This is a genomic window from Bdellovibrio sp. ZFWA1 (assembly GCF_056175665.1).
The window spans coordinates 563,323-580,479 of sequence record NZ_JBJKJH010000001.1; the positions used below are offsets into that span (position 1 = coordinate 563,323).

Consider the following 17,157-nt stretch of genomic DNA (forward strand, 5'->3'; position numbering starts at 1 on the left):
TCTGGACACAAAATTCAAACATTCATAATGTTTAACCAGAATTATGCTTAAAGTCGGACAACTCATCAAATTTGTATCGGATCTTAATCCGCAAAACACGCCTACGCGTCTTTGCTTTTTCAACTTTTTGCGTGGCTATGGAGCCCCCGAACAAGAACTCACCCCCGAGTTTATTGATTTGTTTTTTGCCTATTGCATGGACTACCCACATTGGGCGACAAATAAGAATCCTTTAGGACACGAAGTTCAGTTCCTACTGGAAAACTTTAATGGCTTTTACCAACAAAAATTCGATCTATCCCCGATTCATTTTCCACAGTTTTCACAACTCATAGAGATCGAACAGTTTTCAGACCTTGTCGAGCTGGTTCAAGAGTACCTAAAAACGCAGTATGCTGCCGGAGACAAGATTCGCATTGTTTCTGACCAAAACAAACGGGCCATTGCGATCATCTTAAAAGAAGACCGAAGCCTGGATGTTCGCACTTTTGATAAAAAGTTTACGGTTCGCCAGGGTAAACTGGTTCCCCTGCGCCGAGATCTTGGACTTTTTTACACTCCAGAATTAGAGCTCGATCCTTCAAAAACTCAGAAAATTGAGGTCGCCCCCTATATTACGGCGCAGTTTAAGGTGCAAAATGATCGAGTCACAGGGCAGCTCATTCGAGGCTACGTATTCCAAAAGCTTTTGGAACTTAAAAATGACCCCCTTAAAGAGCAAACGCGCCTTCTATACCCGATTAAACGCCTAGAGCAGTTCTTTTTAGACCGACGCTCAGACCCTTTTTACCAAGATCTGACTTCTCAGCTTGAAAGAACTTGTGCTCTGGTTCAACAGGGCAACTCTGAGGCACTGAAATGGTCCTCTATTGTCCTCAACCAAGCTGAAACCGCCCTGGAAAATGTCTTCTTGGGTGACAAACTTCTGGCTCTTCTGATAAAAGACCTTCGTCACGCCAGCCAAATCGCTCGACCGGCACCTAATGCTGAAAAGCTGGCTGAGGAAATGATTCGATCGTCCAAATCTATAACAGAGGCCAATGAAGAATGTCTGAGAATAACGCCGATAACAAAGTACGACTTAACAAACTAATTTCCGACTGTGGAATTGCATCCCGCAGAGCCGCAGATCGCCTGATTGAAGACGGTCTTGTCACCGTTAATGGCCGTAAAGTCTACGAACTTGGGATTAAAGTAGATCCACAAGAAGATAAAATCATGGTTGAAGGCAAACCTATCAAGGTTGTTTCACAAAAGATCTATGCTATGTTTCACAAACCAAAAGGCGTTCTTACAACGATGGACGATCCTCATGGACGCCCGACGGTAGCTGACTATCTTGATAAGATCCCATTTCGCGTCTTTCCCGTCGGTCGTCTTGACTGGGACTCTGAAGGACTTTTGCTACTAACCAACGATGGCGAGTTTGCAAACCAAGTCACTCACCCAAAAAAGGAAGTCACAAAATCATACCTAGTAAAGCTTAGTGGCAAACCCGAACCTCACCATATTGATAAACTTCGCCGCGGCGTTTCGATCATCGGTGGACGTGTTTCCGCTAAACATATCGAAAAGATCAAGCCAACGGGCGACAAAAAATCTGATAAATATGACTGGTACAAAATCGTAATTACAGAAGGAAAAAACCGTCAGGTTCGCCAGATGTTTGCCAAAATCGGGTTAGACGTCATGAAGCTTCAACGAGTGGCCATCGGCCGTCTTCGCCTTGGTGCACTTCCTGTTGGTGAGCTCGTGTTTTTAAATCAAGCAGCTATCGAGCGTATCTTTATGCCAGATCTTCCTGAAGAACTTAAGCTGATCAAAAAAGGTCAGAAGGGTCCGAAGACAATGGCAAAGAAGCCTGCAAAGTCTGGCGCTAAAAAAGTGGCAAAAAGAAATGCCAAGCCATCAACCAAATTGAAAATTAAAAAAAATAGTCCATAATATTTTGTTATAACCAAAGGACGGTCGACGATGAAATTTAGAATTCCAATTTCTTCAAGTAATCTAGGCCGCCTTCAGTTAATAATCGCAAGCATTGCTTTCGGCTTCTTAGGGGTCTTCGGAAAATTGGCCTACTCAGCAGGGCTAAGCATCGGAGAGCTTCTGACTTTTCGCTTTGCTCTTGCCGGTCTTTTGTTATGGGCCTGGTTCATACTGGTGCATCCAACTTGGATTAAAATCAGCTGGTTTCAGCTTTTAATTTCGGCGCTTCTTGGCATCTTTGGATATGCCGTTTTTTCGACACTTTATTTTACTGCCATCGAAGGAGTCAGCATCGCGCTGGCTGCAATGCTACTATATACTTATCCAATCTGGGTGACACTGATCTCGGCCCTATTTAAACACGAAGAAATCAAAAAAATGGATTGGATCATTCTAGCCATAGCTACCATGGGATTATCCCTACTTTTGTGGGGGCATATTTCAGTCACCAATGCTGCGGCTATTTTAGCAGGCCTCGGGTCGGCTCTTTGCTATGCTATTTATATCGTCGTAAGCGGACGACTTCAAAAAACTATTCGCCCCATCACTTCAAGCCTGTATGTGATCACTTTTTCGGCTTTAGCTTTGAACTTTTGGCATCAGCCTCACTTCCCCAATATTTTAAAACTAACACCGACTGGCGGCCTCGCAATCGTCGGGATCGCATTGGTTTGCACCATTCTACCGTTGACTCTAGTCCTTGCAGGGCTGCAAAAAATGAAGAACTCGGAAGCTGCACTTTTAACTATGATCGAGCCCGTGACCGCAACCATCATGGGTGTCATTATCTGGAACGAAAGCTTTACCTGGACCCAGTTCCTGGGAGCGGGCATCCTAATCGGCTCTTTATTCGTAAAAACCTACATCCATTCGTCTCAAAGCGAGACACTCTTTTAAGCCTCAAGATTTAATCAAAAAATTCCGATAAATTATCAAGTAGGAGGATTCGATCGTGAAAAATTCTTTGCTCGTTATTGTCGGTCTATCCGCATTCATCTCGGCCTGTTCAATGGACGCTCGTCTGACATCCCTGAATCAAGCCGTCGAAAAAATAGATCCTTTTGCCAGTGCGGCGAAAACAACAGGATTAGTTTCAGGTTCTCAACAAACTGGAACTGCAGGCTCCGGAGCCAACATCTATTACGTTCAGAGCTCTTTAGGGTCCTACGTTTCTGGGATGAAGCATACAACCGCGGATGGCTATACGGTCTATAGCTCTGTCCAAGGATCTTTAGTTAACGAAGGCAATTAGTTCTTCACGAAAGTCTTATTTAGATACATTTAAATTCAACCGATAACGAAGCTGATAAGCCTGAAACCACGGAAAGGGTTTTATGAAAAATCAGCTTCTTTTTTTATTTCTCTCGGGGTGGAGCGTCCTCTGTCAGGCCGCGGACCTTGCCGTAATTGATGTTCGCAGAAATATCCCGATGTCAGAGGTCGAACCGGTCTACCGTGACTATTATATCAATGCTGGGGAAGGTTCGGGCCTTAAGAAGAATCTTGTCGTTACGGCGCTTCGAAAGGTCTCCGTCCGCGATGCTAGCGGAAGCCAATCTTTTGGGGAGATACTAATCCCCGTCGGCAAACTTAAAATTATTGCGGTCTACAATAAAATCGCCGTTGCTCGAGAATGGGAGCCTATCTCTAGGGAAGAGGCTCCAATGCTAGAACAAACCGGAATTATGACTGGAGATAAAATTGATCTGGGCGGCGCCTATATCGAAAAACGCCGACGCCCTCAAAGCGCAGAACTAGAAACGCCTGCGCAACAAGCCACTCCGACTCCGACGCCAGCACCTTCTCAGGCCACAGCCGCTACGCCACCCCCGGGGGATACGACAAAGCCCGCGACGCCTGTAAAAGCTGCCGAAAAGGCCGAAGTTCCATCTGAAATGCTTGAAAAAACAGCGGATTCTGGTAACACCAGATCGCTATGAGTAATAACTATTTTAGAGTTCGCTTGAGTCACGTTCCAGCCCATCTGGAAGACATATTAACTACGACATGTTTTGAACACAAAGCTTCGGGAGTCACCGAAGCTTTGCGTTTTAGCCAACCCGATCTTACCTACGACGCGAAAGTCATCGATGGACCTCGCCACGAAATGGACGTGTTTTTCGAAACTCAGCCCGAGGAGTCGTTCTTTAAAGCTATCTCCGAGATTAGCCCCGAAATCTCGTCAACTATCCACGAAGAAGAACAAAAAGACTGGCTTGAAGAGTGGAAAAAAGGCTTCGAAGCTTCCAAACTTGTTGGCCCCTATTGGATCGTTCCGTCTTGGCTAAAACAACCCACAGAATGCCAACGTCCGATCTATATCGACCCAGGCATGGCTTTTGGAACTGGCACGCACGCCACAACACAAATGATGGCGCATTTTATTTATAAGCTTTCTGAAACTCACAAAGGTGAAGTCAAAGACTGGACTCTTTTAGACGTCGGAACTGGAACCGCAATTTTAGCGATGCTGGCTCGAATGTCTGGATTTGGCTTGGTTCAGGGCATCGAAATTGATCCTGAAGCCCGTCGTGTTGCCCGAGAAAATGTAAAACTAAATAAGCTAGATGAAATAGAAGTTCCAGATTCTTTAATTGAAGAAACCAAGGGGCAATACGACGTCGTGGTGGCCAACATTATCGATGGAGTCTTAATTAATATTCGACAAGAGCTCTTAAGAGTCTTGCGGCCCGGAGGCCATCTTTTACTGACAGGAATTCTAGAGGAACGTGACGATCACTTCTTCGAAAACTTCATAGAAAAATCAAAGAACCTAAAAGTGGTTCGTCGCATTGAAAAAGACGAATGGGTTGGGTATTGGGTTCAGTCTTCTGTTGCGACCGAGGAAGTATAAAGATGCGTCGTTACTGGATCGAAAAAAAAGATATTCAAGGTAATGAAGTTCACTTCACAGGTGATGTTCTTCACCATATCTTTGACGTCTGCCGCCAACAAGTGGGATCCAAGTTCGAAGTACTTACTGAAGACTCAAAAGCGTACTTTGTCGAGGTGACCTCAGTAAGCCGAAAGGCCGCTTCTGCGATCATTCACGAAGAAAGACAAATCCCTTCTTTGCCGACTCCACATATTCATATTGCGCTTTCGATTTCTCGCTTTCCCGTCATGGATGCAATTATGGAAAAAGCGGTTGAAATGGGGGTAAAATCCATCACTCCTTTTTTCAGTGAGTTCAGCTTCCTAAGAAAAGAAGATAAAATTTCGACCAATAAAACGGACCGTTGGGATAAAATCGTACGCTCTGCAACTCAACAAAGTGGTCGCGGCGATCTGATGAAAATTCACGCTCCGATCCCTTTCGAAGAATTGTTCACAATAATTAACCAAAACGACCAAAACCTGGGTCTATTTGCTTATGAGGGTGAATCAACCCATGGCGTTAAGACTTACTTGCAAAAAGTAAGGGGCAATTTTGAAAAAAACGGACACGTTTCAGGTACCGACAATAGTCCAGTCCACAATATTACAAATATTTGGATTATTGTTGGCAGCGAAGGTGGCTTTTCTTTTCAAGAAGTTGAACAATTTCGACGCCATGGACTTGAGCCAGTTACGATCGGCAAGCAGGTACTCAGAGTGGAAACGGCTTGCATCGCACTGGTCTCGGCTCTAAAGTATGAATTCGACCTCATGAACTGAGAAAAGGAGAGGCCATGACAGACCCCTTCGATGAATTCGAATTTAAACCTATCACGGACGGACTTGGCTTTCACAAAAAGAAAGCTGAATTTAAAATGGATTCTCACCTAGATCCCATTTTAAAAGACAGTGGTTTAGATCTTCTGGAAACAGACACTGTGGATCCTTTATCTCCGCCTCTTCCTCGCAAAAATTTTGCGTTGGAAAACAAATCCATCGTTGAAGAGACCTCTACAAGCAAAGCAGTCGATGAAATTCTTAAGACTCTTCAGAACAACAAACGTCTTGATTTCGAGAACTCGAAAGAAGTGCTCAAAAAGCCAGCTCAAGATCAATATGTTGCAACCACAGTTAGCGGCCAAGCTATCTTTTTGGATGCAATGCTTGTGATTGCCGGAAGCCTTATGTGTATGATCAGCCTTTTGGTTATCACGCGAGTCGACTTGATCGGTAACTTAACGAATCCTAATTCAAGCGCTTGGATCTACGCAGCTACGGCATCTATTTTTGCACTAGTGACGGTTGTTTACATGACCTTCAATCGTTTTATCATGGGCAGTACTCCAGGTGAGTGGGCTTTTGATCAACGCATTGGACAACCCCAAGAACAAAACAAAATAGCTTATGGCTATCGCGTAGCCGCTCGAACTTTACTAAATATTCTGACTGGATTTTTCGTGCTTCCACTTGTCTCCAATATTTTGAAAAAAGATATCGCAGGCAAAGTAACGGGAGCAGTTCTTTACAAAAAGGCTTAAATAGATGGGGCAAGTAGCTCAATTTGAAAATATCGCTGACAAACTTGCCCCCCTTCGCTCCGCTGGCAAAAAAATCGTTTTTACAAATGGCTGTTTTGACCTACTTCACGTAGGTCATGTTCGCTATCTTCAAGAGGCCCGTCGTCTGGGTGATATCCTTGTGGTAGGAGTGAACTCAGATGCGTCGGTTCGAAGACTTAAGGGCCCTACTCGCCCAGTACAAATCGAAAATGACAGAGCTGAAATTCTAGCAGCACTTGGCTGCGTGGACTTCTCGGTCCTGTTCACCGAGGACACGCCGCTGAATTTAATCAAACAAGTACTTCCTGATATTTTAGTCAAAGGTGGCGACTGGAAAATCGAATCCATCGTCGGCGCTGATGTTGTCATGGAAAATGGCGGCCAAGTTATGTCACTGCAGTTTGTGGATGGCAAATCCACGACAAACCTAATCAATAAATCTAAAACTGCCCCCTGAGCCTGCGGCCCGGGTTGGTCCTATTAAAGCTATCGTTTATTTCAAAGAACTAGGCTCAACAATTGCGCCTAGTTCCTTTTATGAAATTACATTGCCCATATTGCCAAATCACTAAATTCAAAAACCGAAACTCGTCAGAAATTCGGATCAAAAAAGATGGAAAATACTATCGAAGTTCTGATCGTAAATCAGTGCAGCGCTATTTTTGCCTTGTTTGCAACAAGCACTTCTCTCGAGCTACTTTGGGGAAATGCTATCGACAAAAGAAAAGACAAATCAATTCACAGGTTGCTCGCCAGCTTGTAAGTGGAGTCTCTATGCGGGAAACTGCGCGGGTTCTTAAGGTGAATCGCAAGACCGTTCACAGGAAACTGATTTTTACCGGAGCCAGGGCGAAAGAGCTTTTGGAGACTCAAAATAGGCAGCTAGGCCCCGTCACGGCGATGCAATTTGATGACATGGAAACCTTTGAACATACAAAGTGTAAACCCATTTCGATTGCCTTAGCGGTTGAAGAGGGAACTCGGCGGATTCTTGGTTTTGAAATTGCTCGAATGCCGGCCAAAGGACTTCTCGCAAAAGTCTCTGTCAAAAAATACGGAAAACGAAAGGACGAGAGGCCCGCAGCTCGGATGCGGCTTTTTAATCGGATTCGTCCGTTCGTGATGCCAGGGAGTTTGATTAAGACGGATATGAGTACCTTTTACCCGCATGATATAAAGAGGGTTTTCAAAGACTGTAAACACCAAGAGTATAAAGGAAGAAAGTCCGCCGTCGTGGGCCAGGGAGAACTTAAAAAAATTGGCTTTGATCCACTATTTTCATTGAACCATACAGCAGCCATGGCCAGATACAAAATCAGTCGCTTGATTCGAAGAACTTGGAATACGACAAAAAGGCCTGAATTTTTAGATTTGCATTTTGCATTGATGGCCGTTCATCACAATCAAAATCTTGGAATTCTGCCTCCGCCAGCCGCAGGCTGAGGGGGCAGTTTTTTAAAATCTAAAGCCGATTTTTGCGCCGTAAACCGGGTCTCGGTAACGATCGACCTGAAATGCAAAGAGCATTTTGGAAACCTGAAATGAAAGTCCAAACAAAGAATGGCTGCTGCTAACTGCCTCAACATGTCTTTCGTTGTCGTCAGTAATTCCCGAACTTCCACCTGTAAAATGACCAATCACCTTGGCGTAACCGAATCCAAAATACAGAGCGATATCTTCTAAAGACATCGTACAAAGTAAATCAGCTCCCAAAGAATCAGAACCTAGAAGACTTTGGATATTAACACTGCCGCCGTATATATTCGTACTTAAAGCCATCGGCATATAAGGAGACTCGTAAAAAGCCCACCGCAACTGGAATCCCATTCCGGATACGCCCTCTCCTTGCAAAGAAGGTAAAAAACTTAAAGTCGTATCAACGTTTTCAAAGAGACCCTTCGAAAAACTCAGATTATAGAAATTAAAGTCTCCCTTGGTCAGAACTTTTCCAGATGGAGCAACTCCCAAACCCGCTATTTCTTCCATCGATAAAAACTCGGAGCTCAGCCCAAGTTCCCATCCCTTATATCCGCCTAGGGGATAGGGATTTGAGATCAACTTTGGCGTTGTTCCGAAACCTAAAATAGATAACATCGTCACACGATCACTTTTATCTAAGCTGACTGGTAAAATGGTTTCGGCATAAGAATAGGACGAGCCTAAAATTAAAATAGTAAAAACCCATGAAATCGCATTCTTCATGGGTTCATTAAACGATAATTTGGAATTTCTGTCTATTAGTTCGCGGCAACTACGTTAAACAAACCTAGAGCCTGATTCGCTGCGCTTGAAACTTTAGAATCAGAGCTCCCCTGCAGACTTCGCAAAACCGGGACGAACTTTAAAAATGACGCCAATGCTTGCTCACTGACTTCACCACGATCGCCACGGTCTCCGCCCACTTCTGTTTTTGCATTTTCATATCCTGCAATCAGAACTGAAATCGCTTTAGTAACCACAACAGAATCACCGCTTCCCATCACTTTCATGATGGCGCTTTGACGAGCGCTTTTCGAATAACCCGCCATGACTTTATTAGCTTGTGACGCCGCCTCTGGAGACAGACTCGATTCAGCTTGGGCTAGCAAGGCAAAAGACTTTGCTGAAGGAACGGCATTGGCTCCATACACACCTAAAACTTGAACTTCGGATTTCGAATTCGAAAGTAGATCTGCAATAATTGTAAAGTAAGCAGCTTCATCAATTTGCTTCTGATTAAATGCTGCGACCAAAAGATTCAAATTCTTAGCTGTCGGCTGCGCCGCTAGTAAAGATCTCCACTGATCAGGCGACATCTGATTATCACGATCCAAATTCTTTTTTGTATTATCTAATTCTTCTGCATTAGCAGTCTGAGGAGCCATCATCTTTACATTGCTACCGATTGCAGGTTGAAAGTTCTCCTCTGCAGAACCCGACAAGCCATTTTCGTCTTTCTCTACCACGCTAACAGAGACTTCACCTTTTTTCTTATCGTTCTTTTTGTTTGCAGCTTGTGCTTTTTTAGCAGCAGCCTCTTTAGAGGCATTCAAAGGCTGATTTACATTCTTGATCCCATCAGCTTTTTTATCCTTCGCTTCGTTCTTCTTCTTTAGAAATGGATTCACGTATTCGCGATCAACTTCACGACCGCTTAAATCAAAACCTGCCGCCGAATAGTTTGAAGGACGGGGCATCTGATAAACCATATTTAAAATCTCGCCAGGAGACTTACTTTTAACTCCATTCAAGAAGTAACCTAGGCTGGCAAACAACACGACTGCTGTTACACCAATTGCAAATTCGATTTTATTATCTAGGTTTCTCATATTGAGCTCCTTGCTTATATCTATATATAAAGCATCGAACGTGCCGAGTTGGCATACAGAGCCCCTGGTAAATTCGATTTGAGCGCCTTAAAAAGAAACAACTAGAAGAATCTTCAGTCTCAGAGCCTTTTTGCGGCAGGAGATGTCTATCCCCAAGACATACACCGCTTGCCATCTCAAATGTAGACGCTTAGAAACTGCCTTAATTTGGCACAACTTCTGCTTAAAGTCCGTCCGTATGGAAACCTTAAAACCAGGCGATATTCTTAAACTCTATTTGTCCCAGTGGAAAAGCTTTGCGGCTTTGTTTCTGGGCCTGTTAGTTGTTTCTCTAGCTGTTTACATCTGGAAGGTGCCTTATGTGGCATCAGGGTCGATTATCTCTAATGACAACCAAAACTCGGGACTTCAGGCTTTTTCTGCGAGCTTTTATGGAATGAACAAATCCCTTCAAGATGGAAAAAAGGGAAATACTGTTTTAACCAAACATTTAGAATACCTAAAAACCCAAGAATTCTATTCCCTTTTGGCTCAAAAGGCGATGATACGTGGCCAGTCGGCCAAGATCACACTTGATGAGGTCGATGGATTTAAAAAGGTTCAAAATATCTTAAAGTCTGAAAGCGCGGTTTCATTCTTGGCAGCTTCAATTCAGGTAAAATTGGACTCAGACTTTCAAATAAAAATTTCTGCTAAATCTGCTGATAAAAACATTGCCCTTTTCTTAACGAACGCGGCCTTGGAAGTGAGCCAGATAAAACTTAAAGAGCGTGAACTTTCTGACATTCAAACCGTCGATAAATTTATCGTGACTCAAAAAAGTCAGGCTGAAGAAAACCTAAAAAACATCAGCAAGGAACTTGCAAACTACGAAGCTAAAGATGAAGACCTATTGCCTTTAGCTTCCCAGTCAAAAATGGGCGACTATGTTTCCGAACTTTTAGTCCGCGCAAATGAGTTAAAACTAAAAATTGCAGAAAATAATAAAATGATTGAAATGCTTGCGCAAGGACGCCCCTCTAGCCGTGAAAGCAAACTTTACGGAGTAGGTGGACGTATTGAAGCTTTACGTATCGAAAATAAAATGTTGCAGGGTAAACTTGGACAGCTTCAGGCCTCGATTGATCGATTGAAAAAACAAACAAAACAGATGCCTTTTGCCGCTCAAATGGTTCAAGACCTTAAAAAGAAATCTGAAATTGAATTCGCCAAATTCAAAGAGCTTTCAGAGGCCCAATCCCGCCTAGAAGCACAAAAACTTTCTATCGAAACTCGATTTGAAATTTTAGAACGAGCCACTCCTGAGACAACAGCCCCCCAGGTTGGGCTCATGATTTTAGTAGGCCTCGCAGCGATTCTATCTCAGATTATTGGAAGCTTGATTGTGTACTTTAGATTCTTGTGGAATCCAGAAACAATCACAGGCACAGCCGAAAGAAATCTGGTTATCTTCAATGATCACAGCTTTGATCCGCGCGTGATTATCGAAAATTCTAAAATTAAGTTTAGTTTAAATAACATTAAAAAAACGGACACTGACATTATCGACGATAGTTCATCGGAGGCTAAATCATGATTTCTCGCAAAGCTTTTGGTAAAAAACAGGTGCTTATATTTGCATTGGCAAGCTCGACACTGGTGGGGTGTTCTAACAAAGCATCTATCACTAGAATTAACGAATCGTCTGATGCAAATAAGGCCGCCAAGTCGCATATTGAATGGGAAACTTCCGATGTGCACCCAACTCGAATTTTTGCGAATATTCAAATGAATATGATGCTTGAAAATTCAGAGCAGGCTCGCGAAGATTTAAAAAGCAGCACCTGTAACGATTTAAGCCATCTTGATGATGCCAATTTAACTCTATTTGAAAATGAAATTCGCAGTAAAATTAACGAGAGTATCATCGCCGCCTGTAAAGAGAGTCTTATCGTTCGCCTAGATAAGTATGCTGAAGCTCAACGAAAGTCTTTACCGGTTTCAGTCGATGCCATGAACTGGAGTGCCTCGGGAAATAATTTTAAATTTCCCGATAATGTTCAAAAACGCGATGTATCCAAGGGCTACAAAGCTTGGGCCGGTGACGTGAAGAAAAAAGAAGTTGTGCTAACTTTTGATGATGGACCTAGCGGTGTCTATACCCCCATCATTTTAAAAGCACTCGCTGAAGTAAATGCCAAAGCAGTCTTCTTTTCCATGGGAAAAAACATCAGACAAAATCCGGATACCTTAAGACAAGTGGCAGCAGCAGGTCACTCTATCGGAACGCACAGTAATACTCATGCCTGCTTGGGAACAAGTTTGGCCTGTGCTAAAAGCAATGGTCGCAACTTAACTCAAGATGAAGCGATTGCTGAAGTTAAAGCGGGCCACCAAGCAGCTTATGACACTTTAGGATGGGTAGATCCTTTCTTCCGCTTCCCATACGGAGAGACTTCTGTTGCACTTTCAAATATGTTGAAAGAAACAGGCACTGGAGAATTCGGCTGGAATATTGATACAGAAGACTGGAGAGCTCAATCGAACGAGCAATTTTTAAAGAAAGTAATCACTGAAGTTGAAAAATTTGGTCGCGGTATCGTGCTTTTCCATGACATTCAAAGAAAGACTGCGGAGACATTACCTGCAATCCTTCGCGAATTGCACACTCGTGGCTACAGTATTGTTTTGCTTCAGCCCGAAGATCTGACGTCTCGTTTAAATAGCCCACTTGTTAAAAAACGTCCGATGCCTTAAGAGTTTTTAAACGGTCCGTTGAAAACAAGCTCCAACCGGGGCTTGTTTTTTTTCAAATATAGATTATAAAAAGCAATCATGAAAGTTCATAAAGATCGTCCATCGACATGGAAACACTACAAAGAAGGTATGTGCCAAGGATGTTATGGCAATTGCTGTACTATGCCTGTCGAGGTCAAGCTTTCAGATCTCATTCGCCTGGGATTGACTGACGAAGATGAAGCGGCAACCTCAGTCAGAAAATTGGCAAAAAGACTTATCAAAGAAAAGGTTGTTGTTTCTTATCGGCAGGGCACCGACTTATTTATGCTGTCTCAACAAGCCAATGAAGACTGTTATTTCTTAGACTCTAAAACGCGTCTTTGCAAAGTCTATGATCGTCGACCTGATGTCTGCCGAAAATTCCCCGAAATTGGGCCTCGCCCCGGTTTCTGCCCCGGAGTTAAAATAAATTCAAAGGGCTAATAGTCCAAATAACAGCCAGTAGATTCTATCGGCAACGCCTCCTGGGGATAAATGGACATGATAAATAATGAGTATCGGAAGGTGTGTCGCTAAATAAATCGCGACCATTCTTTGAGAAGAGTCTTTACTAGCAAGGCCTTTCATAGTTCCAATCAACAAAATAATAACAGCATATATCGAATACACTAAAAAAGCCCATCCGCCAATCACGCCAGCACTCACAAAGATATTATGGGGGTCTTTGTTGGCATTGTATTTATCAACGGATGTCTCATCACCATTACTAAATTTTGAAGCCAGTCCCGAACCCAACCAGGGATTTAACTGAAATAGCTCCCAGCCTCTTTCAACTTCTTCCATCCGCGATGCAACTCCGTCTTGGGCTTCCCGTTCCATTAAAGCACGCTCACCTCGGGCAATGCCCTCTAGGTAATTGACGGTCATTGGCCCAAAGAAAATTCCGTAGGTGATTGCCACGATAATCCCGGTTGATTTTAAAAATAAAGCGGCTATCGATTTTGTCTTTATTAAAATCGTAACTAAAATTACGGCCATCAAAACCGCTGCCAAAGATGAGCGAGTCCCTGTTAGTAAAAGCAAATACAGCGCCGCCGGAATTGTAAACAACTTCCAAATCTTATGTTTCGAAAAATCCAGCGAAAAAATAAATGCTACCGAGGCGCATGTCACCATATGGGGAATATGCTTAAACACCCCAATAAAGCGCCCTCCCTTCCAAGCATTTTCGGGAAAGATGGCAAACACCAATAGCGACAGAAAAACACAAATAGATGAACAACGAAATATCCAATCTAAAGTCTCTTCAATATCTAGAACCTTCGGTATTCGCAGACCATAAATTCCAATCAGCGCAGAACTAGCAACAAAAGTTCCCAAAGTCGCAAATAGGCCTGTACCAGAAAACATAATTTGCAAGATTGAAGTGATTCCCAACAGACCAATGAGGCCCCAACAGAAAAGAAGGTAAATTGGACTAAGGGAACTGATCGGTTTTGATCGTAAAATCAATATCACCCCTAATCCCATCACTGCTATAAAATTAAGATAAGGATGCAGCCCCCCCTGAAATAATACGATTGAAAGCTCTTTAGGAATAAAAGGGAGCAGACTTCTGAAAGAAATCTTCGAGATAAAAATCAACGCGATCAGAGCAATGGCCCAAGCCCGCCCTTGGGTTGCCTTAGTTTGCATTTTTCTGAATAAGAATCGATGTTAAGGCAATTCCCAAAAGAACCGAGACTACAGTTACAGTTCTAGAAACATCACCACTAATCCATGGTTCTTTAGGTGGAACATAGACAAAATCATCCTGCGCTAATGTCAATTGGCGACCACCTCCGTACTTAATGATTTTTTCCAAATCCACCTCGTAGGCGCCTGAATATTCATTAATGGCTTTGCTCTTAATTTTATTCCAACCTTGATTTTCAGTTTTACGAACAAGGATCTCGCTCATGTCCCCGCCATTACCTGTCCCGCCCGCTAAGGAAAGCAATTTTATCAAGTCTGTATTCGCAGGAATATAGTATATACCCGGCTTATTCACAGCTCCTAATAGCTGAACTGATATCAAGGATTCTTTAGGTGATGACCGGTAGATATATTCCGCCGCTTGCCCCGGGGGACGTATATCACCCAGCAGTCCCAACTCTTGTCCTTGGGCTGAGCAAACGGTAGAACTAAACATAAGAAATGCCATACAAAGTCGAATCATCATTTTCATCGGTGCCCCTAGTGATTAAAAGTATTTTAACACTTCATTTTTGAAGTGAAACCATCTTTCATTTTCTATGTAGAGGCTAGACCTATGACCCGTGGACAAAAATCCTGAATGACGTCGAGTTTCTAGACTATTAGACTGTTGAATATGACCAGTTCAATTCAAGATCACGAAAAATTATTCGACGAAATCTGCAACCAACTAAACGAATTTGTGCCAGCACCGAATACAAGTGCTGAAGTTATGGAGAAAAGCATGGACGACCTGCAAACAGTAGAACAACCACGCTTTAATATGATGCAAGATCAGATGAAGAAGTTTCACACTGAACTTAAAGATACTCAGGAAGAGCTCAAAGAGAAAATTAAAGCTATGGGCAACATGACGTATTCTCCAGAGAGCGTCGATGGTCAAGTCCGTCAACTGGCCGAGCAACTTGCTGCCGAGCGTACGCACAATACAAAACTTAGCGCCGATCTCGCAAAGTCTTTAGAGCTTTGTTTGCAACTGCAATTAGAAATTCAGGGGCTTAAAGCTCGAACCATGCAAATTCAAACAGAAGAAAAGAAGTACAGCCAAGCTCTTCTTGATAAGACCAAGCTTTTGCAAAGAGACCTTGAACTAAACCAAGCCCTTAAAGATGAAACGGCGATGGAATTAGCTAAAGCTAAAAACGCCTTTCTTAAAGAGCAAGATCTATGGACACAACAGCGCGATCGCTTTGAACAAGAGATCATGGGCTTAAAACAGCAAAATGCGGAACATCAAAATGCTATTGAGACCTTGAATCAAACTGTGGATTCTAAAGATCAAGAGATTCAGCGTTTAAATTCTGAAATCAATCAAATTCAACAGTCCTTTAAAGATGTCGAGAACTCTGCAGAACAACAGCAAGATGTCCTAAAGAACTTAATGGACGTAGCTGAAAGCAAAATTGTCGAGATGAAAATGCTTTTAGACAAGAAGAGCGTGGAGGCTCAAGACTATTACAGTCATTTGCAGCAAGCACTGACCCAAACGGCCGTCTTAAAACAAGAAAATGCGGCACTCAAAGACTATATCAACAAACTTAATATGTACCACCAACAAACCCAGCAAATGATGGCTCAGCAGAGTCAACAAGGAATGGGCCCCACAGGGAATGCATAAAAAAAACCGGCTTAATGCCGGTTTTTTTACATCATTTGATGAACATACATCTTTAAATAAAATCCCTCGGGAAAGTTCATTAACGTTGGATGATCAGCCGCGTGCCCCCCGCGCATGATACTTCGAACTTCTGAAAAATTTCTTTGAGCTGCTTTACGAAGAGCATCTCGAAGATCTTCCTCGGTCAGTAAGCCCGAGCACGAGCATGAAACCACGAAGCCCTTCGAGGTTACAACCCGGAATGCCTGAGTATTCATTTTTAAATAAGCGTGCTTTCCAGTTGGAATGTCTTTTTTTGCTTTGATAAACGCTGGAGGATCTGCGATCACAATGTCGAATGCTTGACCAGGAAGCTCTTGCATTTTTTCAAGAACATCCATTTGATGAACAAAGACTTCGGCCCCCTCACGACGAGCATTGTGAGCCGCAAACTCAAGTGCAGGCTTTGAAACATCAGCCAAATGAACCTCAACCTCAACACCGCAAGACTTTAATGTGCGCGTAATCTGAGTCGCCCAATGCCCGACATAACAACATAGGTCTAGAACCTTTACTTTTTTGGGACGTGTTACTTTGGCCCAATTCTTAAATGCACCCGTCGCTAAAAAGATATTTTGAGTTTGATCCAAGAAAAAGCCTGTCTTCTGGCCATCGACCAAATCACATCTCATTTTTACTAAGCCATCATCCTGAGCTGCATTTAATAAAATATCAACCGATCGCAAATTCCAATCACCCAGATCTTTTACAACCACTGGTTCTTCAACATTCAGACCTTCGAGCTTACGAACATTGACATCGTTACGAATAACTACGGCAGTTTGATCCCAGGAAAATTCCGAAAGCCCAGCTTCAGCCGCTTTTGCCGTCAATTCTTTAAAAAAACCTGCTCGGTCTTTCAAAGCTAGATCCATCCCGGCCGTCACCAATTGAGCTGCAAAAAGTTGGGCCCGCTTACCGTTATGTTCGATCACGTAATAGTCTAAAACCAAACCAGGAACATAATCTGATTCACCAAATGCCAATCGGAAGCTTCCACGGAACCCTAATGACTTCCGAATACTCCAGGCTTTTAAAACCTTGTCATGAATTGAAGAAAACGACCATGGCTCTCGGTCTAAACCCGAAAAGCTTAAAGCTCGAAATGCGATTAAAGAATGAGGATTTCCATAACCCCGAGCTAAAAAATGCCCTCGGCTATCTTGAAGCTCGACAGGCTCTCCTAATGGAGTGCCTTTGGGACTCTTTTCTAATTCATTTGAAAACACCCATGGGTGACCACTTTTTATGCGCCGATCCGCACCAGCTTTTAATCTCCAAATTACCATGACTATCT

General features: G+C 43.1%; 18 protein-coding genes and 1 pseudogene. 14 read left to right on the forward strand and 5 right to left on the reverse strand.

Going from position 1 to position 17,157, the window contains the following annotated elements:
- The first annotated feature begins 43 nt into the window (after positions 1–43).
- From AC04MN_RS02695 to AC04MN_RS02740, 10 genes and pseudogenes are all read left to right on the forward strand, one after another.
- Positions 44–1,093 carry a hypothetical protein gene (locus AC04MN_RS02695; RefSeq protein ID WP_475381644.1) on the forward strand — a complete coding sequence of 350 codons (1,050 nt, stop codon included), beginning with the start codon at positions 44–46 and terminating at the stop codon, positions 1,091–1,093.
- Complete coding sequence (locus AC04MN_RS02700) at positions 1,048–1,944, forward strand: pseudouridine synthase (RefSeq protein WP_475381645.1); 897 nt, start codon at positions 1,048–1,050, stop codon at positions 1,942–1,944. Before AC04MN_RS02695 ends, AC04MN_RS02700 begins: the two co-directional genes overlap by 46 nt.
- 30 nt (positions 1,945–1,974) lie before the next feature.
- On the forward strand, positions 1,975–2,883 hold the full coding sequence (locus tag AC04MN_RS02705) for an EamA family transporter (RefSeq protein ID WP_475381646.1): 909 nt from the start codon (positions 1,975–1,977) through the stop codon (positions 2,881–2,883).
- 55 nt (positions 2,884–2,938) lie between these two features.
- The gene (locus AC04MN_RS02710) at positions 2,939–3,238 is read left to right on the forward strand and encodes a hypothetical protein (RefSeq protein WP_475381647.1); all 300 of its coding nucleotides are present in this window, start codon (positions 2,939–2,941) and stop codon (positions 3,236–3,238) included.
- 82 nt (positions 3,239–3,320) lie between these two features.
- A complete protein-coding gene (locus AC04MN_RS02715) occupies positions 3,321–3,926 on the forward strand; it encodes a hypothetical protein (RefSeq protein ID WP_475381648.1) in 606 nt (201 codons plus the stop codon).
- Positions 3,923–4,840: a 50S ribosomal protein L11 methyltransferase gene (locus tag AC04MN_RS02720; protein WP_475381649.1), complete on the forward strand. Its 918-nt coding sequence runs from the start codon at positions 3,923–3,925 to the stop codon at positions 4,838–4,840. Before AC04MN_RS02715 ends, AC04MN_RS02720 begins: the two co-directional genes overlap by 4 nt.
- 2 nt (positions 4,841–4,842) lie before the next feature.
- Positions 4,843–5,643: an RsmE family RNA methyltransferase gene (locus tag AC04MN_RS02725; protein WP_475381650.1), complete on the forward strand. Its 801-nt coding sequence runs from the start codon at positions 4,843–4,845 to the stop codon at positions 5,641–5,643.
- 14 nt (positions 5,644–5,657) lie between these two features.
- On the forward strand, positions 5,658–6,401 hold the full coding sequence (locus tag AC04MN_RS02730) for an RDD family protein (RefSeq protein ID WP_475381651.1): 744 nt from the start codon (positions 5,658–5,660) through the stop codon (positions 6,399–6,401).
- A 10-nt stretch (positions 6,402–6,411) separates the two neighbouring features.
- Positions 6,412–6,879, forward strand: a pseudogene (rfaE2, locus tag AC04MN_RS02735) (D-glycero-beta-D-manno-heptose 1-phosphate adenylyltransferase); the annotation flags it as partial.
- Positions 6,880–6,959: 80 nt separating this feature from the next.
- Positions 6,960–7,865, forward strand: coding sequence for a transposase (locus AC04MN_RS02740; RefSeq protein ID WP_475381652.1), 906 nt, complete (start codon positions 6,960–6,962; stop codon positions 7,863–7,865).
- Positions 7,866–7,877: 12 nt separating this feature from the next.
- Here the strand turns inward: AC04MN_RS02740 and AC04MN_RS02745 are convergent, their stop codons facing one another.
- Positions 7,878–8,624, reverse strand: a complete 747-nt coding sequence (locus AC04MN_RS02745; RefSeq protein WP_475381653.1) for a hypothetical protein — start codon at positions 8,622–8,624, stop codon at positions 7,878–7,880.
- A gap of 35 nt (positions 8,625–8,659) precedes the next feature.
- Complete coding sequence (locus tag AC04MN_RS02750) at positions 8,660–9,730, reverse strand: hypothetical protein (protein ID WP_475381654.1); 1,071 nt, start codon at positions 9,728–9,730, stop codon at positions 8,660–8,662.
- Positions 9,731–9,968: 238 nt separating this feature from the next.
- On the opposite strand from AC04MN_RS02750, the gene AC04MN_RS02755 reads away from it, so the two are divergent.
- From AC04MN_RS02755 to AC04MN_RS02765, 3 genes are all read left to right on the forward strand, one after another.
- Positions 9,969–11,306 (forward strand): GumC domain-containing protein, encoded by a 1,338-nt coding sequence (locus AC04MN_RS02755; protein ID WP_475381655.1) that lies wholly within the window; start codon positions 9,969–9,971, stop codon positions 11,304–11,306.
- Positions 11,303–12,466 (forward strand): polysaccharide deacetylase family protein, encoded by a 1,164-nt coding sequence (locus AC04MN_RS02760; protein ID WP_475381656.1) that lies wholly within the window; start codon positions 11,303–11,305, stop codon positions 12,464–12,466. The genes AC04MN_RS02755 and AC04MN_RS02760 overlap by 4 nt, the downstream gene beginning before the upstream one ends.
- 78 nt (positions 12,467–12,544) lie before the next feature.
- The gene (locus AC04MN_RS02765) at positions 12,545–12,931 is read left to right on the forward strand and encodes a YkgJ family cysteine cluster protein (protein ID WP_475381657.1); all 387 of its coding nucleotides are present in this window, start codon (positions 12,545–12,547) and stop codon (positions 12,929–12,931) included.
- Here AC04MN_RS02765 and AC04MN_RS02770 read toward each other — a convergent pair.
- Both AC04MN_RS02770 and AC04MN_RS02775 read right to left on the reverse strand, forming a co-directional pair.
- Positions 12,920–14,143: an O-antigen ligase family protein gene (locus tag AC04MN_RS02770; protein WP_475381658.1), complete on the reverse strand. Its 1,224-nt coding sequence runs from the start codon at positions 14,141–14,143 to the stop codon at positions 12,920–12,922. The genes AC04MN_RS02765 and AC04MN_RS02770 overlap by 12 nt on opposite strands.
- Positions 14,133–14,675 (reverse strand): SLBB domain-containing protein, encoded by a 543-nt coding sequence (locus AC04MN_RS02775; protein WP_475381659.1) that lies wholly within the window; start codon positions 14,673–14,675, stop codon positions 14,133–14,135. Before AC04MN_RS02775 ends, AC04MN_RS02770 begins: the two co-directional genes overlap by 11 nt.
- Positions 14,676–14,819: 144 nt before the next feature.
- Here AC04MN_RS02775 and AC04MN_RS02780 point away from each other — a divergent pair, with 144 nt between their 5' ends.
- Positions 14,820–15,821, forward strand: a complete 1,002-nt coding sequence (locus AC04MN_RS02780) for a hypothetical protein (RefSeq protein ID WP_475381660.1) — start codon at positions 14,820–14,822, stop codon at positions 15,819–15,821.
- Positions 15,822–15,847: 26 nt separating this feature from the next.
- On the opposite strand, the gene AC04MN_RS02785 is transcribed toward AC04MN_RS02780, so the two are convergent.
- A complete protein-coding gene (locus tag AC04MN_RS02785; RefSeq protein WP_475381661.1) occupies positions 15,848–17,149 on the reverse strand; it encodes a class I SAM-dependent rRNA methyltransferase in 1,302 nt (433 codons plus the stop codon).
- Between the last annotated feature and the right edge of the window lie 8 nt (positions 17,150–17,157).